Source organism: Thauera sp. 63, from assembly GCF_000310165.2.
In the GTDB taxonomy this organism is placed as follows: Bacteria; Pseudomonadota; Gammaproteobacteria; order Burkholderiales; family Rhodocyclaceae; genus Thauera; species Thauera humireducens.
Map to the genome: position 1 here is coordinate 126,835 of NZ_AMXC01000009.1, position 24,062 is coordinate 150,896.

22 protein-coding genes and 1 other RNA gene are annotated in these 24,062 nt (G+C 67.7%); 4 read left to right on the top strand and 19 right to left on the bottom strand.

Annotated elements, in window-relative coordinates:
* Positions 1 to 13 precede the first annotated feature (13 nt).
* The 8 genes from C664_RS10375 to C664_RS10410 all read right to left on the bottom strand — a co-directional run bounded on the left by C664_RS10375 (position 14) and on the right by C664_RS10410 (position 9,340).
* Positions 14 to 1,231: a dihydrolipoamide acetyltransferase family protein gene (locus C664_RS10375; RefSeq protein WP_004259094.1), complete on the bottom strand. Its 1,218-nt coding sequence runs from the start codon at positions 1,229 to 1,231 to the stop codon at positions 14 to 16.
* Complete coding sequence (locus tag C664_RS10380) at positions 1,224 to 2,204, bottom strand: alpha-ketoacid dehydrogenase subunit beta (protein WP_004259097.1); 981 nt, start codon at positions 2,202 to 2,204, stop codon at positions 1,224 to 1,226. The genes C664_RS10375 and C664_RS10380 overlap by 8 nt, the downstream gene beginning before the upstream one ends.
* Positions 2,201 to 3,214 carry a pyruvate dehydrogenase (acetyl-transferring) E1 component subunit alpha gene (gene pdhA, locus C664_RS10385; protein ID WP_004259101.1) on the bottom strand — a complete coding sequence of 338 codons (1,014 nt, stop codon included), beginning with the start codon at positions 3,212 to 3,214 and terminating at the stop codon, positions 2,201 to 2,203. Before pdhA ends, C664_RS10380 begins: the two co-directional genes overlap by 4 nt.
* On the bottom strand, positions 3,211 to 4,974 hold the full coding sequence (gene acsA, locus C664_RS10390; protein ID WP_004259104.1) for an acetate--CoA ligase: 1,764 nt from the start codon (positions 4,972 to 4,974) through the stop codon (positions 3,211 to 3,213). The genes pdhA and acsA overlap by 4 nt, the downstream gene beginning before the upstream one ends.
* A gap of 201 nt (positions 4,975 to 5,175) precedes the next feature.
* Positions 5,176 to 5,808, bottom strand: a complete 633-nt coding sequence (locus C664_RS10395) for a phosphoribosyltransferase (protein WP_004259107.1) — start codon at positions 5,806 to 5,808, stop codon at positions 5,176 to 5,178.
* Between the two features lie 13 nt (positions 5,809 to 5,821).
* Entirely contained in the window at positions 5,822 to 6,418 is a 597-nt protein-coding gene (locus tag C664_RS10400) for a phosphoribosyltransferase family protein (protein WP_004259113.1), read from the bottom strand.
* Between the two features lie 164 nt (positions 6,419 to 6,582).
* On the bottom strand, positions 6,583 to 8,328 hold the full coding sequence (locus C664_RS10405) for an autotransporter assembly complex protein TamA (RefSeq protein WP_004259117.1): 1,746 nt from the start codon (positions 8,326 to 8,328) through the stop codon (positions 6,583 to 6,585).
* A 10-nt stretch (positions 8,329 to 8,338) separates the two neighbouring features.
* A complete protein-coding gene (locus tag C664_RS10410; RefSeq protein ID WP_004259121.1) occupies positions 8,339 to 9,340 on the bottom strand; it encodes a class 1 fructose-bisphosphatase in 1,002 nt (333 codons plus the stop codon).
* 192 nt (positions 9,341 to 9,532) lie between these two features.
* On the opposite strand from C664_RS10410, the gene C664_RS10415 reads away from it, so the two are divergent.
* A complete protein-coding gene (locus tag C664_RS10415) occupies positions 9,533 to 10,786 on the top strand; it encodes a D-amino acid dehydrogenase (protein WP_038011488.1) in 1,254 nt (417 codons plus the stop codon).
* 28 nt (positions 10,787 to 10,814) lie between these two features.
* Here C664_RS10415 and C664_RS10420 read toward each other — a convergent pair whose 3' ends face one another.
* The 9 genes from C664_RS10420 to dnaX form a co-directional block, all read right to left on the bottom strand.
* Positions 10,815 to 11,312 carry a hemerythrin domain-containing protein gene (locus tag C664_RS10420; RefSeq protein ID WP_004259139.1) on the bottom strand — a complete coding sequence of 166 codons (498 nt, stop codon included), beginning with the start codon at positions 11,310 to 11,312 and terminating at the stop codon, positions 10,815 to 10,817.
* A gap of 8 nt (positions 11,313 to 11,320) precedes the next feature.
* Entirely contained in the window at positions 11,321 to 11,794 is a 474-nt protein-coding gene (locus C664_RS10425) for a ClpXP protease specificity-enhancing factor (RefSeq protein WP_004259143.1), read from the bottom strand.
* Between the two features lie 63 nt (positions 11,795 to 11,857).
* A complete protein-coding gene (locus C664_RS10430; RefSeq protein ID WP_004259147.1) occupies positions 11,858 to 12,454 on the bottom strand; it encodes a glutathione S-transferase N-terminal domain-containing protein in 597 nt (198 codons plus the stop codon).
* 108 nt (positions 12,455 to 12,562) lie between these two features.
* Entirely contained in the window at positions 12,563 to 13,318 is a 756-nt protein-coding gene (locus C664_RS10435) for a cytochrome c1 (protein ID WP_004259154.1), read from the bottom strand.
* On the bottom strand, positions 13,315 to 14,583 hold the full coding sequence (locus C664_RS10440; RefSeq protein ID WP_004259155.1) for a cytochrome b: 1,269 nt from the start codon (positions 14,581 to 14,583) through the stop codon (positions 13,315 to 13,317). The genes C664_RS10435 and C664_RS10440 overlap by 4 nt, the downstream gene beginning before the upstream one ends.
* 3 nt (positions 14,584 to 14,586) lie before the next feature.
* Complete coding sequence (gene petA / locus C664_RS10445; protein WP_004259156.1) at positions 14,587 to 15,180, bottom strand: ubiquinol-cytochrome c reductase iron-sulfur subunit; 594 nt, start codon at positions 15,178 to 15,180, stop codon at positions 14,587 to 14,589.
* Between the two features lie 183 nt (positions 15,181 to 15,363).
* Positions 15,364 to 15,957: a recombination mediator RecR gene (gene recR / locus C664_RS10450; protein WP_038011490.1), complete on the bottom strand. Its 594-nt coding sequence runs from the start codon at positions 15,955 to 15,957 to the stop codon at positions 15,364 to 15,366.
* A 10-nt stretch (positions 15,958 to 15,967) separates the two neighbouring features.
* Positions 15,968 to 16,291: a YbaB/EbfC family nucleoid-associated protein gene (locus C664_RS10455; RefSeq protein ID WP_004259160.1), complete on the bottom strand. Its 324-nt coding sequence runs from the start codon at positions 16,289 to 16,291 to the stop codon at positions 15,968 to 15,970.
* A gap of 68 nt (positions 16,292 to 16,359) precedes the next feature.
* Positions 16,360 to 18,393: a DNA polymerase III subunit gamma/tau gene (gene dnaX, locus C664_RS10460; RefSeq protein ID WP_004259161.1), complete on the bottom strand. Its 2,034-nt coding sequence runs from the start codon at positions 18,391 to 18,393 to the stop codon at positions 16,360 to 16,362.
* Between the two features lie 392 nt (positions 18,394 to 18,785).
* On the opposite strand from dnaX, the gene cfa reads away from it, so the two are divergent.
* Together cfa and C664_RS10470 are read left to right on the top strand one after the other, a co-directional pair.
* Positions 18,786 to 19,994 (top strand): cyclopropane fatty acyl phospholipid synthase, encoded by a 1,209-nt coding sequence (gene cfa / locus C664_RS10465; protein WP_004259163.1) that lies wholly within the window; start codon positions 18,786 to 18,788, stop codon positions 19,992 to 19,994.
* Between the two features lie 140 nt (positions 19,995 to 20,134).
* On the top strand, positions 20,135 to 21,037 hold the full coding sequence (locus C664_RS10470) for a ZIP family metal transporter (protein WP_004259174.1): 903 nt from the start codon (positions 20,135 to 20,137) through the stop codon (positions 21,035 to 21,037).
* A 76-nt stretch (positions 21,038 to 21,113) separates the two neighbouring features.
* On the opposite strand, the gene ffs is transcribed toward C664_RS10470, so the two are convergent.
* Positions 21,114 to 21,212, bottom strand: an RNA gene (ffs, locus tag C664_RS20330) — signal recognition particle sRNA small type.
* Positions 21,213 to 21,280: 68 nt separating this feature from the next.
* The gene (locus C664_RS10475; RefSeq protein ID WP_004259177.1) at positions 21,281 to 22,972 is read right to left on the bottom strand and encodes an AMP-binding protein; all 1,692 of its coding nucleotides are present in this window, start codon (positions 22,970 to 22,972) and stop codon (positions 21,281 to 21,283) included.
* Between the two features lie 244 nt (positions 22,973 to 23,216).
* Between C664_RS10475 and C664_RS10480 the strand changes: the two genes are divergently transcribed.
* Positions 23,217 to 24,038, top strand: coding sequence for an NADPH-dependent oxidoreductase (locus tag C664_RS10480; protein WP_004259180.1), 822 nt, complete (start codon positions 23,217 to 23,219; stop codon positions 24,036 to 24,038).
* The last annotated feature ends 24 nt before the right edge of the window (positions 24,039 to 24,062 follow it).

Here is a 24,062-nt window from a genome sequence, read left to right on the forward strand (position 1 = left end):
CGCGCGGTCGGTTTCAGAGATCCCCGGGATGCTGCAGCAACTCGCGCAACGCGCCAAGGAACAGGGCGCCGCGGTGACCGTCCGAGACGCGGTGATCGGCCGCAAGGCTGGCGGTGACGGTCGGCACCACCTGCAGTATGCCATCGGCTTCATCCACGACGGGGCGCGGCGCGACGCGCCCGAAACCGACGAGCGCCACCTGCGGCGGATAGATCACGCCCAGCACCGCTTCGACGCCCTGCTCGCCCAGGTTGGTGACGGTGATCGTGGGATCGCTCATCTCCGAACTGCGCAGCGAGCCGGCGCGGGTGCGCCTCACCAGATCCGACAGCTCGCGCATCAGCACCGGCAGGGGCTTGCTGCCGACATCGTGGAGGGCCGGCGCGACAAGCCCACCGCCGCGCAGGGAAATCGCCACGCCGGCATGTACCGCGTCCGCGGGCTCGAAACGCTCGTTGCGGTAGAAGCCGTTGAGCTCGGGAAAACCTTTCAGCGCGATTGCGACCGCCTTCAGCAATAACGCAGCCATGAGGATGCGCTCGGTGATCGGGCGGTCAGCATTCGTGGCAGTCAGCCACTCGCTCGCACGTGCGAGGGCGATGGTCTCGAACAGGTAGTAATGTGGGATCTCGCGCTTGGAGCGGCTAATCGCCGCGGCGATGGTCCTTCGCATCTCGGCCTGGCGCGCCGCCATGACCTCGGCGGGCACCGCCGCTGCGGTCACCGTGCGCGTGGCGGCCGCATGTTCAATGTCGGCCAGCGTGACCACGCCCCCGGGGCCGGATCCGGCGACGCGGACGATGTCGATCCCCAACGCGTCCGCGCGCTTGCGTGCAGCCGGCGACACGCGAGCGCGCCCCGCCACCGCCGGCTCGACAGCGGGCGGGGCGACGCCTACCTCGGCGGCCACCGCTGCTGGAGCGGTCGCCCTGCGGCGTGCCTCGCCCTTTCGCGCGCCACGCGAGGTGAGCGGCTTGCGCATTGGCGCGGACTCGCCCTCCTCGAGCAGCGTCGCCATCACGCTGCCGACCAGCAGGCGGGTGCCGGGTTCGATCAGCAGCTCGAACACCGTGCCGTCCTGCCAGATCTCGACATCGACCGCTGCCTTCGAGGTGTCGACCACCGCGACGACCTGGCCCTTCGTCACCTTGTCGCCGGGCTTGACGCGCCACTCCAGCAGCTTGCCTTCGTCCATGTCGGCGCCGAGCGAGGGCAGCTTGAACTCAAACATTCAGCATCTCCTTCACCGCGGCGACGATCTGCGCCACCTGCGGCAGCGCCGCCGCCTCCATGTGCCGGGCGTAGGGGATCGGCACCTCCGCGCTGCACACCCGCCGCGGCGGGGCGTCGAGGTCGTACAGGCAGTCCTCGGCAATGCACGCGACGATCTCGGCCGCGAGGCTGCCGGTCTTCCAGCCTTCATCGACCACCACCACGCGGTGCGTCCTGCGCACCGACGCAGCGATGGTGTCCAGGTCCAGCGGGCGCAGCACGCGCAGATCGAGCACCTCGACGTCGATACCCGCGGCAGCCAGCGCGTCCGCGGCCTGCATCGCCTTGGGCAGGCAGCCGCCATAGGTGATCAGGCTCGCCCGGGTACCCGCACGCCGCACGGCCGCGCGCGAGATGTCGCAGGCGCGCCAGACCCGCTCGGCCGGCAGCGCGTCTTCCTGGTTGTAGAGCTGGGCGTGCTCGAAAATGACCACCGGGTCGGGGTCGGCCAGGGCGGGCGCCAGCATGCCGCGCGCGTCGGCGACGGTCGCCGGCGCCAGCACGCGAATGCCGGGGATGTGGGCGTACCAGTTCTCCAGGCTGTGTGAATGCTGGGCGGCGAGCTGGCGGCCAGCGCCCGTCGCCATGCGGATCACCAGCGGCACCGCGCACTGCCCCCCAGACATGTGGCGCAGCAGTGCCGCGCTGTTGACGATCTGGTCCAGCGCCAGCAGGCTGAAGTTGATCGTCATGATCTCGACGATCGGCCGCATGCCGCCCAGCGCAGCGCCTACACCTGCGCCGACGAAGCCGAGCTCTGACAGGGGCGTGTCGCGGATGCGATCCGGCCCGAACTCTTCCAGCAGGCCCTTCGACACCGCGTAGGTGCCGCCGTAGCGCCCCACGTCCTCGCCCATCAGGAACACGCGCGAATCCTGCGCCAGCGCCTCGCGCAGGGCCTCACGCAGCGCCTCGCGGTAACTGATCTTCATCGCCGGCCGCCGTGCGCGATCGCCGCCGGCCCATGCACGTCCTTCAGCAGGTCCGCCTCCGGCTCCCAGGGCGCGGCCTCGGCGAAGGCGACCGCGGCATCGACCTCGGCCTGTGCCGCCGCATCGAGCGCGAGAAAGGCGTCCTCGGTCAGCAAGCCTTCGGCTTTCAGCTGCGCCGAGAAACTGTGGATGGGGCCGCGCGTCTTCCATTGCTCGACCTCGGCCTTGTCGCGGTAAAGCTCGGGGTCGAACATCGAATGGGCGCGGAAGCGATAGGTCTGCAGCTCGACGAAGGCAGGCCTGCCCGACGCGCGCACCTGCCTCGCCGCCTGGCTGACGGTCTCGAATACCGCGCGCACGTCCATGCCATCGACGCGGAAGCCGTCCATGTTGTAGCTCGCAGCCTTGGCGCACAGGTCGGTCTGCGACTCCGAGCGCGACAGCGCGGTGCCCATCGCATACAGGTTGTTCTCGCAGCAGAACAGCACCGGCAAGGCCCACAGCGCGGCGAGATTCATCGCTTCGTGGAACGCGCCTTCGGCAATCGCCCCCTCGCCGAAGAAGCAGGCCGTCACATGGGACTCGCCCTGCAGCTTGTCCGCCAGCGCCAGCCCGGCGGCCAGCGGCAATCCGCCACCGACGATGGCGTTGCCACCGTAGAAGTGGCGCGAAACGTCGAACAGGTGCATCGAGCCGCCGCGCCCGCGCGAGCAGCCCGAGGCCTTGCCGAACATCTCGGCCATGATCGCGTCCATCGGCACGCCGCGCAGCAGCGCGTGGCCGTGCTCGCGGTAGGTGGCGACCACCCTGTCCTCCTCGCCCAGTGCATGCATCGCCCCGGTGGCACAGGCCTCCTCGCCGATGTAGAGATGCAGGAAGCCGCGGATCTTGCCGGCACCGTAGAGCTCGGCGCACTTCTCCTCCATGCGGCGGATGCGCAGCATGTCTGCCAGCAGGCGCAGCGGTTCGCCCGCAGCGGGGCGGCTCTGTGTTGGCTGGCGTTTCTTCATGCGCCGGCCTCCAGCGTCGAGGTGCCGCCTTCAGGCAGGCCGAGCTCGCGCGCCTTCAGCAGCCGGCGCATGATCTTGCCGCTGCGCGTGCGCGGCAGCACCGGCAGGAAGTCGATCTCCTTCGGCGCGACGACGGCACCCAGCTTCTTGCGTGCATGGCCGAGCAGTTCGCGGCGCAAGGCGTCCGAGGCCTCGAAGCCCTTCTTCAGCGAGACGAAGGCCTTGACCACTTCGCCCACCATCTCGTCGGGCTTGCCGATGACGCCGGCCTCGGCCACCGCCGGGTGCTCCATCAGCGCGCTCTCGACCTCGAACGGACCGATCAGGTGGCCGGCGGACTTGATCACATCGTCACTGCGACCGACGAACCAGTAGTAGCCGTCGGCATCGCGCCGCGCGAGATCGCCGCTCAGGTACCAGTCGCCGGCGAAGCACTTGCGGTAGCGCTCCGGGTTGTTGAGGTAGCCGCGCAGCATCGACGGCCAGCCGCGCCTGAGCGCCAGCTCGCCCTCCTCGTCCGGCGCATCGATCAGCGCCACCGAACCGTCCTCGCGCTGGCGCACGATGGCGGCCTCCACGCCGGGCAGCGGCTTGCCCATCGAGCCGGGCTTGATGTCGAGGGCGGGCAGGTTGGCGATCATGATGCCGCCGGTCTCGGTCTGCCACCAGTTGTCGTGAATCGGCTTGCCGAGCACCTCCAGCCCCCACCACACCGCCTCCGGGTTAAGCGGTTTGCCGACGCTGGCAACGAAGCGCAGCTGCGGGAAGCGCAAGCCGCGTGCAAGCTCCGGGCCGGCCTTCATCAGCATGCGGATTGCCGTCGGCGCGGTGTACCACACTGTGACCCGCTGCGCCTGCAGGATGCGGTACCAGCGCTCGGCGTCGAACTCGGCCATGTCGACGATCGAGGTCACGCCGTGCAGCAGCGGCGCGATGATGCCGTAGGACGTGCCGGTGACCCAGCCCGGATCGGCGGTGCACCAGAAGACGTCGTCGGGGTGCAGATCGAGCGCATAACGCCCCGTCGCCCAGTGCGTCACCACCGCGCCATGCACGTGCATCGCGCCTTTGGGCGTGCCGGTGGTGCCGCTGGTGAAGTGCAGCAGCGCGAGGTCCTCGGCCCGCGTCGGCTCGGTGTCGAAGACTTCGGCTGCCTCGGCCATCAGCGCAGCAAGGTCATGCGTCCCGGCGAGTCCGGCCGCCGTGCCCTCGGCGTCCACGACCAGCACGTGGCGCAGCGAGGGCAGCGTGTCGCGCACTTTCGCCACCTTGCGCGCATAGAGCCCGTCGGTGGTCACCAGCACCGCGCCCTCGCCGATATTCAAGCGCGTGGCGATCGGCTCCGGGCCGAAGGCCGAGAACAGCGGCGACACGACGCAGCCCGCCTTCAGGCCGCCGAGCACCGCGATGTACAACTCGGGGATGCGGCCGGTGAGCACGAACACCCGCTCGCCACGCTGCACGCCGAGCGTGCGCAACACATTGGCGAAGCGGCTGGTCAGGCGCGCCAGTTCGCCGAAGCTGACATCGCGCACCGATTCGTCGCACAGGAAACGGAACGCGGTGCGATCGTGCAAGGGCCCCTGCGCATGACGCTCGACCGCCTCGTAGGCGATGTTGAGCCCACCGCCCGGCAGGCCGGCCAGCGCGTGGCGCGCGTTGTCCCACGAGAACGCGGCGCAGGTCGCCGCGTAATCGCCAAGGTTGGGCGCCACGGCCAGATCGGCCGGCGTCTTGTGGATGATCCCGGAACGCTGCATGTCCAAGTCTCCCTCTCGCGCGCTCGCTACCCGCATCAGGCTCGCAAATCGCGCCCAGCCCCACCATTGGCGAAAACCCACCTCGCAGCAGGCAGGCCGTGGGTCATGCTGCGGCGGCTTCAGCCATCGTCGCGCCGCCGCCCCGCACGCCGGCGTCGACGCCATGCGTGAAGGTACGCCAGTCACGCCGTGTCCCGGCGCTTACGCGCCTCGTTCGCGGCGTTGGCGCAGACAGGCGACCACCTCCTCGTCCTCGACCTGGCCGAAATGCACATAGAACTGTCCGACCGCCTGGAAATCCCAGGGTGTGTGAAGGCAGACGACTTCATCCGCATGCGGTTCGACCTTCTTCAGGCTGTCGGGGGCAGCGACCGGCACCGCGCAGACCAGTTTCTGCGGCGCCTGCGCACGCACGGCGTGCAGCGCCGCGATCATCGTCGCGCCGGTGGCGAGGCCGTCGTCCACGACGATCACCACGCGCCCGCGTGGGTCGATCGGCGGACGCTCGGGCGAATACAGGGCCCGGCGCTGGCGCAGCCCCTCAAGCCGACGCTCGCGCTCGGCCTTCAGCCAGGCCTCGTCGCCCTCGGAGGGGTCGGAGATGAAGGACCAGCCGCTTTCGTCGATCGCGCCGATCGCATACTCCGGGCTCCAGGGCGAACCGAGCTTGTGCACCAGTACCACGTCCAGCTCGCCCTGCAGTGCGTCCGCGAGTGCCGCGCCCATCGGCACCGCACCGCGTGGAATCGCGAGCACCAGCGGGTTCTGCCCCCGATAGGCGGACAAGGCAGTGGCGAGTTGCCGCGCGGCGTCGAGTCGGTCCTGGAAGATCATCGCGCCTCCCGCCTCACACGCCGCCGCGCACTTCGTCCGCACTGCCGGCGCCCCGGTCGGGCTGCAGCAGTTCGATCCGCCAGGACGACTCATAGGGCGGCACATTGCATTCGATGACATCGGTCGGCGCGACGTCGAGCCGAAGGCCGACGACATCCGCCCGCATCGGCAAGCGCGCGACGCCACGGTCGGCCAGCACCGCGACACGCACCTCGGCCGGTGACCAGCGCGCCAGATAGCCCAGCACCCGCAGCAGCGAATGTCCGGTATAGAGCACGTCGTCGACGACCAGAAGGCTCCGCCCCTGAAGGTCCAGCGTTGCATGCGCGGGGTCCTCGAGCAGTTGCGTCTCGGGATGCAGCAGGGCGAGATCGTCGGCATAACGCTTGACCTTGAGATCGAGCCGCAGCGGCGGGACGAGGCCATGACGCTCGACCATCAGGGCCGTGATGCGGTCGGCCAGCGGCGCACCCCTGCGCAACAGGCCAATGACGGCAATGCGCTCGCAGCCATACAGCACCGCGGCGGCCTGCCGTGCCATGCGCTCGACAACCGCGTTCAACTGCTCGGCGGCATAAAGACAGGTGCGACGACCGGGTGGGCGTTCCATGCTTGCCTCGCGCGAACAATGTCGTTCAGCCGGCCAGTTGCAGGGATTCCACCGAAAACGTCATGCCGGCCCGCCTGTGAAAACCATACTCCTCTTCGGGGTACGTTGACCATCCGGATGCCCCCCGCGCCGCATGCTTGCGACACCGGACCGGCTGCTCGACATCAGAAGGCGATGGCAACGCCGAAGTGCAGACGTAGCCGGCGCTCGTCATGCCCCCAGGCCAGATCAACCGCCAGCGGGCCCGCCGGACTGCGCCAGCGCGCCCCGACGCCGTAGCCGGTGCGGAAGTCGAGGTCTTCGCGCGTGTCCGCCGCATCCCCGGCATCGACGAACAATGCCGCACCCCACTGCGGGCGGAACCAATGCACGTACTCCGCGCTGAGGGTGCCGAGGTAGCGCCCGCCGACCGTCGCGTCGCCTTCGCGGACGCCCAGGCTCTGGTAGGCATAGCCTCGCACCGATTGCGCGCCGCCGGCACGGAACAGGAAGTCCTGCGGAATGCCCTCGCGCGAATCGGCCAGGGTCGCGCCTGCCTCGCCGCGCAGGATCAGCACGTCGCGCTCGCCCACCGGCTGGTAACGCACTGCGCGGCCGTAAAGGCGAACGAAGTCGCGATCAGCGATCGCCACCGCCGCACCGCCGCCCATCTGGAACTCGAGCACGTAGCCGCGCGTCGGATCGAGCAGGTCATCCACTGCGCGCTGGACCCAGGTCCAGTTCGCGGTCAGCGTGTTGCTCGAGCGGGACTCCCCCCCCTCGGGGCGCAACTGCTCATGCTGCAGGCGCAGGGCCAGCTGGGTCTCGATGTTGCCCCGCACCGTGTTGCGGGCGACGCCGACGGCTTGCGAATGCACCAGCAGGCCTTCGAGGTCGCTGCGGTCGACCAGGGCACCCACGCTGTCGCGATGGTTGCCCGAGGGGGGCAGGAAGACGTCGGCGTAGGCAGACTGGCGGCGCTGCTCCAGGCGCAGGCCGGTCGACAGCTCCCAGCCGCGGCGCAGCAGATTCACGTCGCGATAGCTCGCCTCCGCCCGCAGGCCGGTGTTGCTGGAAACGCCCGCGCCGAACGCGAGGCGCTTTGGACGCGCCTCGGAGACCTGCACGCGCACCGGCACCGCGGCAGCGAGCGCCGGATCGCGCTCGACATCGACGATCACCGACGCGAAATGCGGCGTGTTCTGCAACCCCGTCTGGAAGGCCAGCAAGGCCTCGCGGTCGTAGGGTTCGCCGACCCGCAGGCGGCTGTAGCGCTGCACCAGGTCCGCCGGCAGTTCCTGCAGTCCGCTGACCTCGAGCGCTCCGAGATAGAAGGCGGGGCCGCTGTCGAGGCGGACGCGGAGTCGGGCAGTGGCGCGCTCCGGGTCGACCTCCGCGCGGCTCTCCACCATGCGCGCCGCCGCATAGCGCCGCGCCGATACGCTGTCGAGCATCTGCTGTTTGGCGGCATCCCAGTCGGCCTGGCGGAAGGGCGCCCCCGGCGGCAGCGACCAACTCGCCCGCAGCCGGGCGAGATACTCGTCGCCGCCCTGCTCTGCAGCACGCGTGATCTCGCCATCGAAGTCCACTGTCACCTCAGCGATGGTCGTGCGTGGCCCCGGGTCCACCTTGATCACCCAGCGCCCGGCCTCGCTGCGATCGATGCGCACCGTCGGCGTGAAGTAGCCCTCGGTGGCGAGCAGGTCGCCGACCTCGCGCCGGGCGCGGCGGGCCATCGCGCTTCGGTCGGGAGCAGCCTCGGGCATCGTCGCGTCGCTGCGTCGCAACAGGCGCACGTGACGCTCGAGCAGCCCGCGCACCGCCTCGGGCGCTTCCAGCTCGACGTCGAGCGCCTGCTGCGCCGCAGTCGACAGGGGCGCGGCCAACACGCCGCTGATCAGCAGGAGAGCCAAACCGCGCCAAGGGCGCATACGGCCGCGATCAGGTCTCGCGGTGGTACTCGGTCACGCGCTCGACCTCGGCCCTGGAACCGAGGATCACGGGCACGCGCTGATGGAGTTCGCGCGGCTGCACGTCGAGGATGCGCTCGCGACCGGTGCTGGCCGCCCCGCCTGCCTGCTCGACCAGCATCGCCATCGGATTGGCCTCGTACATCAGGCGCAGCTTGCCGCCCTTGTCGCGGCACTTGTCGTCCATCGGGTACATGAAGATGCCACCGCGGGTGAGGATGCGATGCACGTCGGACACCATCGACGCGACCCAGCGCATGTTGAAGTCGACACCGCGCGGCCCCGTCTTGCCCTGTTGCAGTTCGTCGATGTAGCGCTGCACCGGCTTCTCCCAGAAACGCGCATTCGACGCATTGATCGCGTACTCGCGCGTCTCCTCGGGGATGGTCATGAAGGGGTGCGTGTAGATGAAACTGCCCATCTCGCGGTCCAGCGTGAAGGCATGCACGCCCTGGCCGACCGTCAGCACAAACTGGGTGGACGGACCATAGACGGCATAGCCCGCGGCGACCTGCTCGCGCCCCGGCTGCAGGAAGCTGGCTTCGTTCGGCTGCTCGCCCCCCGGCGGATTGCGCAATACGGAGAAGATCGTGCCGACCGAGATATTGACGTCGATGTTCGACGAGCCATCGAGCGGATCGAACAGCAGCAGGAAGCCGCCCTTCGGATAGTCGAAGGGGATCTGGTGCACCGTCTCGACCTCCTCGGAGGCCATCGCCGCAAGGTGCCCCCCCCACTCGTTGGCCTGCAGCAGGATCTCGTTGGCGATCACATCCAGCTTCTTCTGCGCCTCGCCCTGCACGTTGTCGGTGCCGGCCTCGCCGAGCACCCCGGCGAGCGCGCCCTTGGACACATTGACGCTGATGGCCTTGACCGCCCGGGCGACGACCTCGATCAGCAGGCGCAGGTCGGCGGTGATGCGACCGGCGCGTTGCTGCTCGATCAGGAACTGGGTGAGGGTGACGCGACGCATGAGAGAACTCCGTGAATGCGGTGTGATGTCTGACAGGCCGAATTATCCCGGTTCCACGCGCCGTACGCACGGCAAAAAAACGCGCCGCGTGTTTCCGCCGCGGGCCGTAGGGGTATGATCGCGCCTCTGCTGCGGCGGGAACCTCGCTCGGGGGCCCGACTCGTACAGCCGTCATCCACCGCTCCCCGACATATGCACGTCATGGTTCTCGGCGCCGGCGTCGCCGGCGTCACGACCGCCTGGTTCCTGCAGCAGGCGGGCTTCGAGGTCAGTCTCGTCGACCGCCAGCCCGGCGCCGGGCGCGAGACAAGCTTTGCCAACGGCGGCCAGATCTCGATCAGCCATCCGGAACCGTGGGCCAATCCGGCTGCGCCCTGGCTCGCGCTGCGCTGGCTCGGGCGCGAGGACGCGCCGCTGAAAATCCGCCCTTCCCTCGACCCGGCGCAATGGCGCTGGGCGCTGTCCTTCCTGCACGAATGCCTGCCGTGGCGCACACGCCGCAACACCGAGGCGATCGCCGCACTCGCCCTCTTCAGCGGCGAACGCCTGCGTGCCCTGCGGGAGACGACCGGCATCGACTACGAGCAACGCACGGCCGGCATCCTGCATCTGTTCCACACCGCACGCGAATTCGCCCATGCCCCCATGCGCGCATCGTCGCTGCAGAAGCTCGGCATTCCCGCGGAAGTACGCTCGCGCGAGGAATGCCTCGCCCTGGAGCCCGCGCTCGCGGGCCGGCCGGATGCGATCGCAGGCGGCTTGTATGCTCCGGACGACGAATCCGGCAATGCACAGCGCTTCACCGAAGCGCTCGCCGCGAGGCTGGAAGCGAGGGGGGCCTTGCTGCACTGGAACACCGAGATCCAGCGGCTGGCGGTTACCCGCAATCGCATCGAGGGCGCATACGTGCGCGACGCCGAGGGGCGCAAGGGCATGCTGAGCGCCGACGCGGTCGTCGTGTGCCTCGGCAGCTACAGCGGCCGATTGCTGCGACCGTTGGGGCAACGCGTACCGATCTATCCGGTGAAGGGCTATTCGATCACGGCCGCTCTTGCAGCACCGGACCGGGCGCCGGTGGTGAGCCTGACCGACGAATCGCGCCGGATCGTCTGCTCGCGGCTGGGGGATCGCCTTCGCGTGGCGGGAACGGCCGAACTCGCCGGCTTCGACACGACGATCCGGCCCGAGCGCATCGAGCCGCTGCTCGAATGGGCGCGGACCCATTTCCCGGGCGCGATCGACGAAACGCAGGTGACGCCATGGGCGGGATTACGCCCCGCAACGCCGGGTAATCTGCCCCTGATCGGGCGCGGCCGGCTGGACAACCTGTGGTTGAATACCGGCCACGGCACCCTGGGATGGACGCTCGCCTGCGGCTCGGCCGCCGCGCTCACCGCCCTGATCGAGGGTCAGCGACCGCCCGTGGTCTTTCCGTTCCTGGATTGAATCACGTGCAGCACCGCGGCAGCGCGAATCAGGCGCAGGCCTTCTTCTCGGCGTCGCTTTCGGCGGTCAGCGTCGCACAGGCGCAACCGGATGCGGCCTGCCCTTCGGCGCCTTCGGCATTCGCAAACGTACCGCTGTCGACGTCATAGCCAACGCTCTGCAAATGGAAAGCCAGCGCGGCATCCATGCCGTTGGTGTGATGGTCGAACCAGGCCGGCAATTCCTGCACCAGGCGCTTGGCGAAGAAGGTGTCACCCGCAGCGACGCGCTTGCGGATGTCGTGCAGCACCGCCAGCACACGGTCGTGCTCGGCGCGATGGCAACCCGGGAAATTCACCGCCTCCATCCAGCGGTTCTCCTGGGCGAAGTGGGCCTCGGTGTGCGCGACGAAGGCATCGTAGGCAGCGAGGAACGCGTCCGGTCCGGCGTTGGCGACCACGTTGTACAGCTCGACGAACTCGCGGTGCGTGTCATCCATGCGCGGGAGGCCGTTTTCCAGCTTCTCGCTCCATTCAAGACTGGCCATGGGGTGTCTCACTTCACGACGGTCAGGTGGGAAGGACGAGGACGGCGCGGAGGCTCATCACCCGAGGGCGCTTCGGCCTTTGCCGCGGCAGCCGCGTCGGCCATGTCCTCGACGATGTCGGGCATCTCGCCCGGCCGCTCATCCGCATCGACGCCGGCCTCCTCGCCCGCGATCTCGGTCTCGAAGGCCATGCCCTGCCCGTTCTCGCGCGCATAGACGGCGATCACGTTGGCAATCGGCACCACCAGCGAATGCGCGACCCCACCGAATCGGGCCTGGAAGGTGATGAAATCGTTCCCGATCTGCAACTGCCCCGTCGCATCGGGCGACAGGTTCAGCACGATCTGTCCGTCACGTGCATAACCCGGCGGGACGCGCGTCTGGGCGTCCACGAGCGTGGCGACGTAGGGCGTGAAGCCCTGATCGACACACCACTCCCAGATGGCGCGGATCAGGTAAGGCTTGGTCGATACGGTGCTCATGTGTCTTCCAGCAGGCGACGCCGCGGCCGCGAGACGCGGCCGACGACGTCGGGGATTGGCAGGTCAGCGACGCATCACCTTCTCGGAGGGCGTCAGCGCGTCGATGAAACCCTGACGGCTGAAAATGCGCTCGGCGTACTTCATCAGCGGCGCCGCCGCCTTCGGCAGCTCGATACCGTAGTGCTCGAGGCGCCACAGCAGCGGCGCGATGGCCACGTCGAGCATCGAGAACTCCTCGCCCAGCATGAACTTCTGCTTGGTGAAGATCGGTGCGAGCTGGGTGAGCTGGTCGCGCACGTGGGCGCGGCTCTTCTCCACGCCCTTCTGGTTGGCCTCCAGGGCTTCGAGGTGCGAGAACAGCTCGTGCTCGAAGGTGTGCAGCAGTTGCCGCGCACGCGCACGCATGATCGGGTCGGGCGGCATCAGCTGCGGATGGGGGAAGCGCTCGTCGATGTACTCGTTGATGATGTTCGACTCGTACAGCACGAGATCGCGGTCGACCAGCACCGGCACGCGGTTGTAGGGGTTGATGACGGCGATGTCTTCGGGCTTGTTGTAGAGATCGACGTCGATGACTTCGAAATCCATGCCCTTCTCGAACAGGACGATCCGGCAGCGATGGCTGAAGGGATCGGTCGTGCCGGAATACAGGTTCATCATGGTGTTGCCACTCCGGGGATACAAAAGCAAAAGCGCACCACGCGGTTCCGCGTGGTGCGTCTGGGTCAGGACTGCATCAACAGGCCTCGCGGCCGGTTGCCATTCCGATCAATGAATGTCCTTCCAGTAGTTCTTCTTCAGTGCGTACGACAGCACGAACAGGCCCGCCAGGAAGATCAGCACGTAGGTGCCGATCGACTTGCGCTTCTCGGCGACCGGCTCGCCCATCCAGACCAGGAAGGACACGAGGTCGGCGATCGACTTGTCGTACTCTTCGACCGACAGCTTGCCGGGCTTGGCGAGCTCGAGCACGGTCGTGGTCGTGCCATCCGCGTTCTGGGTGATCTTGGCGACCTGTTCGCCCTGTAGCTCCCACAACGCGTGCGGCATGCCCACGTTCGCGAAGATCACGTTGTTCCAGCCCGTCGGGCGTGCCGGATCGCGGTAGAACTGGCGCAGGTAGGTGTACAGCCAGTCGGCCCCGCTGCCGTCACCGGACGCGCGCGCACGTGCAACCAGCGTCAGATCGGGCGGCGCCTTGCCGAACCACACCTTGCCATCTTCACGCTGCATCGCGATCTTCATCAGATCGCCCACCTTCTCGCCGGTGAACATCAGGTTGTCGCGAATCATCTGCTCGGACAGACCGATGTTCTGCAGCTGGTTGTAGCGCGTGAACGAGGCGCTGTGGCAGTTCAGACAGTAATTGACGAACAGCTTGGCGCCGTGCTGCAGCGCTGCCGGATCGGTGCTGACCGGCGCCTTGTCGAGGTGCACCGCAGCACCTGCCGCCAGCGCCACCGCCGGAGCGAACAGCAGCACCGCCGCCGCACGCTTGATGAGATTGATCACGCGCATTTTCATTTGAAGTTCACCCTTTCCGGTTCGGCCTTGCACTTGTCGAGCTTGCTGTACCACGGCATCAGCAGGAAGAACGCGAAGTACAGCACCGAGCAGATCTGCGACACCAGCGTACGACCCGGGGTCGGGGGCAGCACGCCCAGGTAGCCCAGGATGAAGAAGCAGATGACGAAGATGACCAGCGCGATCTTGAAGACCGGACCCTTGTAGCGGATCGACTTCACCGGGCTGCGGTCCAGCCAGGGCAGGAAGGCGATGATCACCACCGACGCGCCCATGGCCACGACACCCCAGAACTTCGCATCCAGCCCGAACAGCGGGTAGGTGACCGCACGCAGGATGGAATAGAAGGGGGTGAAATACCACACCGGCGCAATGTGCGGCGGCGTCGTCAGCGGGTCGGCAGGCAGGAAGTTGTTGAACTCGAGGAAGTACCCGCCCGCTTCAGGCGCGAAGAACACCACCGCGCTGAAGAAGAACAGGAAGGCCACGACGCCAACGATGTCCTTGACCGTGTAGTACGGGTGGAAGGGAATGCCGTCCAGCGGAATGCCGTTCGCATCCTTCTTCTTCTTGATCTCGACACCGTCCGGGTTGTTGGAGCCGACTTCGTGCAGCGCGATGATGTGCGCAGCGACGAGACCGATCAGCACCAGCGGCACGGCGATGACGTGGAAGGAGAAGAAGCGGTTCAGCGTGGCATCGGACACGACGAAGTCGCCGCGGATGACCAGCGACAGGTCGGGGCCGATCACCGGAATCGCCGAGAACAGGTTCACGATGACCTGGGCGCCCCAGAAGGACATCTGCCCCCACGGCAGCAGATAACCCATGAAGGCTTCGGCCATCAGCACCAGGAAGATCAGGGTGCCGAAGATCCAGATCAGCTCGCGCGGCTTACGGTAGGAACCGTAGAGCAGGCCGCGGAACATGTGCAGGTAGACCACGACGAAGAAGGCCGAGGCACCGGTCGAGTGCAGGTAGCGGATGAGCCAGCCACCCGGCACCTCGCGCATGATGTACTCGACGCTGGCGAAGGCCACCGGCACCCCCGCTGCGTTCAGCGAGGCATCCGGCTTGTAGTGCATGACCAGGAAGATACCGGTCAGGATCTGGATCACCAGCACCAGCAGCGCCAGCGAGCCGAAGAAATACCAGAAGTTGAAGTTCTTCGGGGCGTAGTACTCGGTGAGGTGCCCCTTGATGGACGACGTCAGCGGGAAGCGCTCGTCGATCCAGTTCAGCACAGCCTGGGATTTGGTGGTCATCGCTTATGCCTTCCCGTCTTCGCCAACAAGAATGGTGGTATCCGCGAGGTACTGGTGCGGCGGAATCTCGAGGTTGTCCGGCGCGGGCATGCTGCTGTACACGCGACCGGCCAGATCAAAGATCGAGCCGTGGCAGGGGCACAGGAAACCACCGGGCCAGTCAGCGCCCATGCCGCTCTCGGCGCCCATCTTGAACTTCTCGGACGGAGAACAGCCGAGGTGGGTGCAGATACCGACCGCGACCAGGTATTCCGGCTTGATCGAGCGGTGCTTGTTCTTGGCGTAGCCCGGCTGCATGGGCTTGTCAGACTCGGGGTCGCTGACCTTACCGTCCGTCTTTTCAAGCGAAGCCAGCATCTCGGGCGTACGGCGCAGAATCCACACCGGCTTGCCGCGCCACTCCACAGTCATCATCTCGCCCGGAGCGAGCTTACCCACATCCACTTCGACCGGCGCACCGGCTGCCTTGGCACGCTCGGACGGCGTCAGGCTGGCAACGAACGGCACGGCCGTTGCCACGGCGGCAACACCGCCCGCGGCGGACGTTGCCAGCAGCAAGGTGCGGCGGCTGCTGTCCATCTTTTGATCAACGCTCATGACCCTCTTCCCAAAAAGGAAAACGAAAGACCCGGATACAAATAACTGCGAAATTATAACGGAGTCACTGCAGCAGAGAAAGCACGAAGGGCGGATCACCAGTCGTAACAAGGCTTTCCGGGCGGCATTCCCGCGTCGGAAAGCCGCAGCAGCGGCCTGATATGCTGCGACGCAGCAACCTTCTTACACGGCGCGGCGCTCGACCAGGGCCTGCGCAATGGTGCCCGTATCGGTGTGCTCGAGCTCGCCCCCGACCGGCACACCGCGGGACAGGCGACTGACCTTGAGCCCGCGCGTGGTCAGCAGCGTCGCCACCGTATGCGCCGTGGCCTCGCCTTCATTGGTGAAGTTGGTGGCGAGAATGACTTCCTGCACCTTGCCGTCGGTCGCGCGACCGATGAGCTTGTCGAGCTTGAGCTCGCGCGGCCCGATGCCGTCGAGCGGCGAGAGCCGCCCCATCAGCACGTAGTACAGCCCGTTATAGGACTGCGTCTGCTCGATCATGGCCAGATCGGCCGGCATTTCGACGACACACAGCAGCGAGGCGTCGCGCCGCGGATTGGCGCAGCGCGGGCAGACGGCCTCCTCGCTGAAGTTGTTGCAGCGCTCGCAGTGACGCAGCACCTCCAGCGCGTGCGCCAGCGCGTGCGCCAGCCGCGCAGCGCCCCGCTGGTCGCGCTGCAACAGATGGTAGGCCATGCGCTGAGCGGATTTCGGGCCGACGCTCGGCAGGCAACGTAAGGCCTCGATCAATTCGTCGAGGCTGGATGGCGTCATCGTTGCAGGCTCAGAACGGCAGCTTCATGCCAGGAGGCAGATTCAGGCCGGAAGTGAAGCCGGACATCTTCTCCTGCGTGGTCGCCTCGACCTTGCGCACGGCATCGTTCAGCGCCGCCGCGACCAGGTCCTCGAGCATCTCCTTGTCGTCCATCACCGACGCGTCGATGGAGACGCGGCGCACATCGTACTTGCAGGTCATCTGCACCTTGACCATGCCGGCGCCCGACTGCCCCTCGACCTCGACCGAAGCAAGCTGCTCCTGCATCTTCTTCATATTTTCCTGCATCTGCTGGGCCTGCTTCATCAGCCCGGCGATTCCGCCTTTCATCATCTTGGACACTCCAGGTTATTGAGCTGTTTGAAAAGAGTCTTGACGCCACGCCCGTCGCGCCGCGGCCGTCAAAGCGGCTTCACGGTGTTTTCGACGAGGGTGGCATCGAAGCGTTCGATGAGTTCGCGCACGAAGGGGTCCGCTTCCAGCGCTGCGACCGCCTCGGCATGGCGCGCGCGGCGCTCGATCTCGTCGCGCTGGGCCGGCGTCTCGCCGGCAATGTCGCCGATCGTGATGCGCACACGCATCGCACGCCCCGTGGCCCCACCGAGCAGATCCTGCAGACGGTCGACCGCAGCGCGGTTCATGTCCAGCAGATGGCGATGCGCCGTCGACAGGCGCAACTGCAATTCGTCCTCGACGCAATCGACCCACTCGCAATGCTGGGCTAGCTCGCGCACGAGCCCGCCGAGTTCGAGCGCGCGGATGATGCCACGCCAGTCCCCCATTGCAAGCAGGGATGCGACATCGCCACCGCCGCCCGACGAAGCCCGGCCGGCAACGGTGGGAACAGCGACCGGCGGTGCGGCAACAGCGGCCGCGGATAGCGCCGGAGGAGGCTCGACGTCAGCAGCAGCCGTCGCCTGCGCCGGCTCAGGACCGCGCGAGCGTGTCGTGGCTTCAGGCAAGGTCCGCACGGGCGCGGGCGCAGCCGCTGTCGCGCCGTAATCGTCTGCATACGCCTCGGGCGGCAAGTCCTCCCAAGGAGGCACATCGTTATCGCTGGCCTTCGCGGGCGCACTCGCTGCGGGAACGACGGGCGCCGGCTCAGCCTTCTCGACCAGCGGCGCAGCGGGCACAGGGGCCGCAGGCGGGGAGACATCTACGCGAGCGGGCTGTGGCGCAGGCACGCCAACCGCCGGACTTCCGCCCTCCGCCGCGGGAACCGCAGACGACGCCCTCGCCCCGCCCGGGAGCGCACCCTGCGCTCCCCCCGGACTTGCGGACGCTGCGGCCGGCAGGCTGCGTGCCTGACCGCCCCCCGCCGGCGCGACGCCAGGCCCGCCGAGCGCCGCAGGCTGATCGGGGCGGAATGCATGCAGGCGCAGCAACGTCATCGTGAAGCCGGAGTATTCGTCCGGCGCCAACGGCAGCTCGTCCCGGCCGTGAATCGCGATCTGGTAGGCAAGCTGCAGGAACTCCGCATCGAAGGCGCCGGCATAGGAGCCGATGCGGGCCCGCTCGGCCTCGTCTGCGATCGCCTCCGGCGCGTACTGCGCCAGCGCGATGCGATGCACCAGCGTCGCCAGCGACTGCAGCGCGGCATCGAAAGACAGGCTGCGCGCCTCCATGCCGTCCGCCACCGCGAGCAGGCCGGTCACGTTCCCGGCCGCGAGTGCGTCGAGCACGGCGTACAGATGGTCGTCGCCGACCGTGCCCAGCATGTGGGTGACCTGCTCCTCCTCGACCTTGCCCGCACCGTGCGCGATCGACTGGTCGAGCAGCGACAGCGCATCGCGCATCGATCCGTTGGCCGCCTTGGCGATGTGGCGCAGCGCGCCGGGCTCGAAGGACACCTCCTCGGCCTGCAGGATGCGCGTCAGGTGGTCGACGATATGGCCGGGCGGCATCTGCTTGAGGTTGAACTGCAAGCAGCGCGACAGCACCGTCACCGGAATCTTCTGCGGATCGGTGGTGGCGAGGATGAACTTCACATGCTCCGGAGGTTCCTCCAGCGTCTTCAGCATGGCGTTGAAGGCGTGGCCGGTGAGCATGTGCACTTCGTCGATCATGTAGACCTTGTAGCGCCCCTGCACCGGCGCATACACGGCCTTGTCGAGCAGCGCCGCCATGTCGTCGACGCCCCGGTTGGACGCGGCATCCATCTCCACGTAATCGGGGAAGCGGTCGGCGTCGATGGCGCGGCAGGCATCGCAGACGCCACAGGGCTCGGGCGTGATGCCGGTCTCGCAGTTCAGCGCCTTGGCCAGGATGCGGCTGATCGTGGTCTTGCCCACGCCGCGCGTCCCGGTAAACAGCCAGGCGTGGTGCAGCCTGCCCGTGGCGAGCGCGTGCGTCAGCGCCCGCACGACGTGCTCCTGACCGACCAGCGTGCCGAAGGACTTCGGCCGCCACTTGCGCGCAAGGACCTGATAGCTCATGGCGGGCGATTCTAGCAGAGCCGTGACGGGCGTCCGGCGCCGATCGTCGCCCCGCCGTTCCCCTGCCCGATAGCTCGAGACAATTTCGAACATCCTGCGTATCGATTGGATCTATCCGACACTGCTGCCTATGCTGCAGTCGTCAGCCGGCGCTATCCGGCATTGCACGGAGGACCCCGCACATGAATCCGAATACCCGGGACATCGACGCCCTGTTCGATCTGCTGTGCGCGGTGTGCGCCGAATTCGCCCTGACCGTCTGAGCCGCGCGCCGCACGCACGGAACGGCCCGATTCCTGCTTGACGTCCGGGCGGAGTTGGGCGGCGAAGGCCCCCTCCTTCCGCTTCCAGACTTCAAACCCTGACACGGCCGGGAGTACAGGATGGAGAGCATGCACAAGCCCAGCGAAGCGCACGCCCGCAAGCCACGCCCGACGCACCAGAGTGGCGCGCGCCGCCCAATCAGGCCAAGGGAGCAGGATCCGGCGCTGCGCGCCATGGCCCGCTTGCTTGCCCAGGCCGACATCGAGATCGACGGCGAGCGCCCGTGGGACATGCGCATCCACCACCCGCAGACCGCGGAACGCATCCTGGCACGCGGCAGCCTCGGCCTGGGCGAAAGCTACATGGAGGGCTGGTGGGATTGCGATCAGGTCGACGAATTCATCGCCCGCGTGCTGCTCGCCCGCCTCGACGAGAAGGTGGGAACCACGGCGCTGATGGTGCAGGGACTGCGCGCGCGCCTGTTCAACCTCCAGAGCCTGCGTCGCACCTGGCAGGTCGGCGAGGTGCATTACGACCTTGGCAACGATTTCTTCGAGGCCATGCTCGACCCGAGCATGGCCTACACCTGCGGCTACTGGGCCGCGGCCGATACGCTGGAAGACGCGCAGGCGGCCAAGCTCGACCTCGTCTGCCGCAAGCTCGAACTGCGGCCCGGCATGCGGCTGCTCGACATCGGCTGCGGCTGGGGCAGCCTGATGAAGTTCGCCGCCGAACACTACGGCGTCGACTGCGTCGGCCTGACGATCTCGCGCGAGCAGGCAGAGTTCGGCCAGGCCCGCTGTAGCGGCCTGCCGGTGACCTTCCGGCTGCAGGACTATCGCCAGTTCAACCGCGGCGGCAGCGAACGCTTCGACTGCATCGCCTCGGTGGGCATGTTCGAGCACGTCGGCGCGAAAAACCAGGGCGCCTTCTTCGAGATGGCCCGGCGCAGTCTCAAGGACGAGGGTCTGTTCCTGCTGCACACCATCGGCAAGAACGTCCGGCGCACGCCGACCGATCCGTGGATCGATCGCTACATCTTCCCCAACGGCGACCTGCCCTCGCTCGGCCAGGTCTGCGACGCCTCGGAGGATTGCTTCGTCGTCGAGGACGTGCACAACTTCGGCGCCGACTACGACCGCACGCTGATGGCCTGGCATGCCCGCTTCGAAGCGGCCTGGCCGCGCTTCGCCGCACGCTACGGCGAGCGCTTCTACCGCATGTGGCGCTATTACCTGCTCGCCTGCGCCGGTACCTTCCGCGCGCGCAGCAACCAGTTGTGGCAATTCGTGATGTCGCCACGCGGCGTGGCGGGCGGCTACCGACGACCCGGCTGACGCGCCCCGATACCGATGCCCTATCGACCGACTTCGAGCTTTCAATTAGCCCTATCGGCGGGTGGACTCCATACTCGGATTACTGATTCGTGCGTTGCCCCGACCGGTGGTGACGCCTGCAGATCGAAAGGAGTCCGATCATGGTTGCCAAAGTCGCCCGCCTGCATTTCCTGCCCGCCAGCCCGGCCGGCGCCCTGCGCGCGCTCGCCGGCTGGCTGATCGCGCTCACCGGTTTCGCGGTCTTGTTCGCGCAGGCCGCGCGCGGCCTGGAGGGTTTCAACCTGCCGCTGTCCGGCGCGCTGTCCGGCGGCGCCATGGCCGCTGCCGCCACCGCACTGGGCGCCGTGCCGCTGCTGGTGATGCGCAGGATCAACGACGGTGCGCAAGGCATGCTGCTCGGCTTCGGCGCCGGCGTGATGCTGGCTGCGAGCGTGTTCTCGCTGCTGCTGCCGGCCTTCGGTGCCGCCCAGGCGCAAGGCATGGGGCAGACCGGCGCAGCGCTGCTGGTGGCCGTGGGCCTCACCATCGGTGCTGCACTGTTGCTGACGATGGATCGCGCCCTGCCCCACTCGCATGCGCCCGACGGCTCGCGCACCGGCACCGCGGTCTGGCTGTTCGTGTTCGCCATCGCAGTGCATAACATCCCCGAAGGCCTGGCGATCGGCGTCGCGTCCGGTCTCAACGGCACTGGCGCGGGTAGCGGCGATGCCGTCGCCACCGGCATCTCGCTGCAGAACGTGCCCGAAGGCCTGATCGTCGCCATCGCACTGGTGACGGCCGGCTACAGCCGCCTGTTCGCCTTCGGCGTCGCCGCGGTGTCCGGACTGATGGAGCCGATCGCCGCGGTCGCCGGTTCGGTGATGGTGTCGGCGTCCGCGATGATCCTGCCCTGGGGCCTTGCGGGCGCGGCCGGCGCGATGCTGTTCGTGGTGAGCCACGAGATCATCCCCGAGTCGCACCGTCGCGGCCACGAGACGCTGGCCACTGGCGGCCTGATCGTCGGCTTCGTGGCGATGATGCTGATGGACAGCCTGCTCGCCTGAACGACCAGGCTTGAACGACACGCAGAAAAGCCGAAGGGCGCCCACATCGGAGCGCCCTTCGGCTTGTTGCATTCGGGGTGGCGAGCCCGACCCCCGGCACTTGCAGGGAACGGCTGTGGCTGCTGCCTTCCGGCCCTGACCAGGTTCACCGCGCTGCAATGCGGGGAGACCCGCCACGGCCGGCATTGTAGCAGCATGCCGGCCGTACGGGGGCGCATGATCGCCCCCTTGTGCGGGCCGCGATCAGCCCTTCAGCTCGGGGAAGTCTTCCTCGAAGAACTCCAGCTCGCCCCGCGCGTTCTCGCCCCGTGCCTCTTCGGCCTTGCGCAGCTCGACGCGGCGGATCTTGCCCGAGATGGTCTTGGGCAGATCGGCGAAGGACAGGCGGCGGATGCGCTTGTACGGGGCCAGGCGTTCGCGGGTGAAGGCGAAGATGTCCTTGGCGAGCTCCTTGCTCGGCTCCTGGCCGGCAACCAGGATCACGAAGGCCTTGGGCACCGCCAGGCGCACCGGATCCGGGCTCGGCACCACCGCGGCTTCGGCCACCGCCGGGTGCTCGATGAGCACGCTCTCGAGCTCGAAGGGGCTGATGCGGTAGTCGGAGGCCTTGAACACGTCGTCGGCGCGACCGACGTAGGTGATGTAGCCGTCCTCGTCGATGCTGGCGACGTCACCGGTGCGATAGTGGCCATCGCGCATCACTTCCGCGGTCTTGGCCGGATCACCCGAGTAGCCCACCATCAGGCCGACCGGACGGCTGTCGCCGAGCACCAGCGAGATCTCGCCCTCGGTCACCGGGTTGCTGTCCACATCGAGCAGGGCGATCTTGTAGCCGGGCAGCGGGCGCCCCATGGAGCCGGGCTTGAGCGGCTGGTCGGGCGTGTTGCCGATCTCGGCAGTGGTCTCGGTCTGGCCGAAGCCGTCGCGGATGGTGATGCCCCAGGCCTTCTGCACCTGCTCGATGACTTCGGGGTTGAGCGGTTCGCCGGCGCCGATCAGCTCACGCAGCTTGGTCTTGACCGAGGCCAGATCCTGCTGGATCAGCATGCGCCACACGGTCGGCGGCGCGCACATGGTGGTGACCTCGTACTTCACCAGCACGTCGAGCAGAGCCTTGGCGTTGAAGCGGTTGTAGTTGTACAGGAACACGCAGGCGCCGGCGTTCCAGGGCGCGAAGAAGCAACTCCAGGCGTGCTTGGCCCAGCCCGGCGAGGAGATGTTCATGTGGCGGTCGTTGGGCTTCAGGCCGATCCAGTACATCGTCGACAGGTGGCCGACCGGGTAGGACTGGTGGGTGTGCAGCACCAGCTTGGGCTTGGAGGTGGTGCCCGAGGTGAAGTACAGCAGCAGCGGGTCGTCGACGCGGGTCACGCCGTCCGGGGTGAACTGGTCGGATTCGGCCGCGGCCTCCTCGAAGGCCTTCCAGCCGGCGGGCGCGCCGCCCACGGCGATGCGACCGAAGCTGCCCGGCAGGTTCTCGAACTTGTCGGTGTGGGCCTTGCCGATCACCACGTGCTTGACCTGGCCGCGCTCGACGCGGTCCACCAGATCCTCGGGGGTCAGCAGCGTGGTCGCCGGGATCACCACCGCGCCGAGCTTGATCGCGGCGAGCATGGTTTCCCACAGCGGCACTTCGTTGCCGAGCATGATCAGGATGCGCTCGCCACGCTTGACGCCCTGCTTGCGCAGCCAGTTGGCGACCCGGTTCGAGCGCGCCGACATCTCGGCGAAGCTCAGCTTCGACTCGCGGCCATCCTCCTCGATGATCCACAGCGCCGGGTTGTCGTTTCCCCTGGCCATGGCGTCGAAGTAGTCCAGCGCCCAGTTGAACTCCTTGAGCTTCGGCCACTTGAAGCCGGCGTAGGCAGTGGCGTAATCGCTGCGGTGCTGCAACAGGAAGTCGCGTGCGGCGATGAATTCGGCGACAGCGCTCATGGTATTCCCTCTCCTCGTTGTGATCGAAACCGGTGGCGTCCGGACGGGCACAAGCCCGCCGGGCGCCACATTACGTTGACGTTAACGTAATTCCTGCATCGAGATCAAATCTGCATTGCCCGTTTGCACCCGCCGCGGCGGGGCGACCTGCGCACGCAATCGTTTCCCCTGCCGCGGGAGGATCGCCGAAGCGTCGCCTTGCGCCAATATACTTGTCGTTTTCCCGCAGCTTCCGGAGTGATTCATGTCTCTCGACCCGCAACGCCTGCGCGCCCGCTATGGCGATCTCGGCCTTTCGCTTCGGGCGGCCAGCTCGCCGCTCATCGACCACCTGCTCGATCACCGCTCGGTGCGCGCCTACCTGCCCGACCCCGTCGCCGACGACGAACTCGCCGCGATCATCGCCGCAGCACAATCGGCTGCCAGCTCCTCCAACCTGCAGGCCTGGAGCGTGGTGGCCGTGCGCGATCCAGCAACCCGTGCCGCGCTCGCCGAGTGCGCCGGCGGCCAGGCGCACGTGAAGGACGCGCCGCTGCAGCTGGTGTGGCTGGCCGATCTCGCCCGTCTGCGCCATCTTGCCGAGAAGACGGGCCGTCCGGCGGAGGCGCTCGACTACACCGAGATGTTCCTCGTCGGCGTCATCGACGCCGCGCTGGCGGCCCAGAACGCGGTCGCTGCGGCCGAGTCGCTCGGCCTCGGCACGGTCTACATCGGAGGCATGCGCAACCAGCCGGCGAAGGTCGCCGAACTGCTGGCCCTGCCGCCCGGCGTGGTCGCGGTGTTCGGCATGTGCGTCGGCCACCCGGACCCGGCCCAGCCCGCGGCAGTCAAGCCGCGGCCGCCGCAGTCGGTGGTGCTGCACCACGAGAAATACTCGCTCGAGGTCCAGGCACCGGGCATCGAGGCCTACAACGCCACCATGGCGCGCTTCTACGAAGAACAGCAGATGAACGTGCATGGCACCTGGGCGGTGCATTCGGCAAAGCGCATCGCCGGCCCACAGACGCTGTCCGGACGCGACCGCCTGGTCGAGGCGCTGCACAACCGCGGCTTCAAGCTCAAGTAAGGCCGCCCCGCGGCCCCGCTCATC

Bases quoted from the DNA above. Each gene is read 5' to 3' on its own strand.
- C664_RS10375 (WP_004259094.1), bottom strand. From the start codon at position 1,231: ATGTTTGAGTTCAAGCTGCCCTCGCTCGGCGCCGACATGGACGAAGGC.
- C664_RS10380 (WP_004259097.1), bottom strand. From the start codon at position 2,204: ATGAAGATCAGTTACCGCGAGGCGCTGCGTGAGGCCCTGCGCGAGGCG.
- pdhA (WP_004259101.1), bottom strand. From the start codon at position 3,214: ATGAAGAAACGCCAGCCAACACAGAGCCGCCCCGCTGCGGGCGAACCG.
- acsA (WP_004259104.1), bottom strand. From the start codon at position 4,974: ATGCAGCGTTCCGGGATCATCCACAAGACGCCGGCCGATCTGGCCGTG.
- C664_RS10395 (WP_004259107.1), bottom strand. From the start codon at position 5,808: ATGATCTTCCAGGACCGACTCGACGCCGCGCGGCAACTCGCCACTGCC.
- C664_RS10400 (WP_004259113.1), bottom strand. From the start codon at position 6,418: ATGGAACGCCCACCCGGTCGTCGCACCTGTCTTTATGCCGCCGAGCAG.
- C664_RS10405 (WP_004259117.1), bottom strand. From the start codon at position 8,328: ATGCGCCCTTGGCGCGGTTTGGCTCTCCTGCTGATCAGCGGCGTGTTG.
- C664_RS10410 (WP_004259121.1), bottom strand. From the start codon at position 9,340: ATGCGTCGCGTCACCCTCACCCAGTTCCTGATCGAGCAGCAACGCGCC.
- C664_RS10415 (WP_038011488.1), top strand. From the start codon at position 9,533: ATGCACGTCATGGTTCTCGGCGCCGGCGTCGCCGGCGTCACGACCGCC.
- C664_RS10420 (WP_004259139.1), bottom strand. From the start codon at position 11,312: ATGGCCAGTCTTGAATGGAGCGAGAAGCTGGAAAACGGCCTCCCGCGC.
- C664_RS10425 (WP_004259143.1), bottom strand. From the start codon at position 11,794: ATGAGCACCGTATCGACCAAGCCTTACCTGATCCGCGCCATCTGGGAG.
- C664_RS10430 (WP_004259147.1), bottom strand. From the start codon at position 12,454: ATGATGAACCTGTATTCCGGCACGACCGATCCCTTCAGCCATCGCTGC.
- C664_RS10435 (WP_004259154.1), bottom strand. From the start codon at position 13,318: ATGAAAATGCGCGTGATCAATCTCATCAAGCGTGCGGCGGCGGTGCTG.
- C664_RS10440 (WP_004259155.1), bottom strand. From the start codon at position 14,583: ATGACCACCAAATCCCAGGCTGTGCTGAACTGGATCGACGAGCGCTTC.
- petA (WP_004259156.1), bottom strand. From the start codon at position 15,180: ATGAGCGTTGATCAAAAGATGGACAGCAGCCGCCGCACCTTGCTGCTG.
- recR (WP_038011490.1), bottom strand. From the start codon at position 15,957: ATGACGCCATCCAGCCTCGACGAATTGATCGAGGCCTTACGTTGCCTG.
- C664_RS10455 (WP_004259160.1), bottom strand. From the start codon at position 16,291: ATGATGAAAGGCGGAATCGCCGGGCTGATGAAGCAGGCCCAGCAGATG.
- dnaX (WP_004259161.1), bottom strand. From the start codon at position 18,393: ATGAGCTATCAGGTCCTTGCGCGCAAGTGGCGGCCGAAGTCCTTCGGC.
- cfa (WP_004259163.1), top strand. From the start codon at position 18,786: ATGCACAAGCCCAGCGAAGCGCACGCCCGCAAGCCACGCCCGACGCAC.
- C664_RS10470 (WP_004259174.1), top strand. From the start codon at position 20,135: ATGGTTGCCAAAGTCGCCCGCCTGCATTTCCTGCCCGCCAGCCCGGCC.
- C664_RS10475 (WP_004259177.1), bottom strand. From the start codon at position 22,972: ATGAGCGCTGTCGCCGAATTCATCGCCGCACGCGACTTCCTGTTGCAG.
- C664_RS10480 (WP_004259180.1), top strand. From the start codon at position 23,217: ATGTCTCTCGACCCGCAACGCCTGCGCGCCCGCTATGGCGATCTCGGC.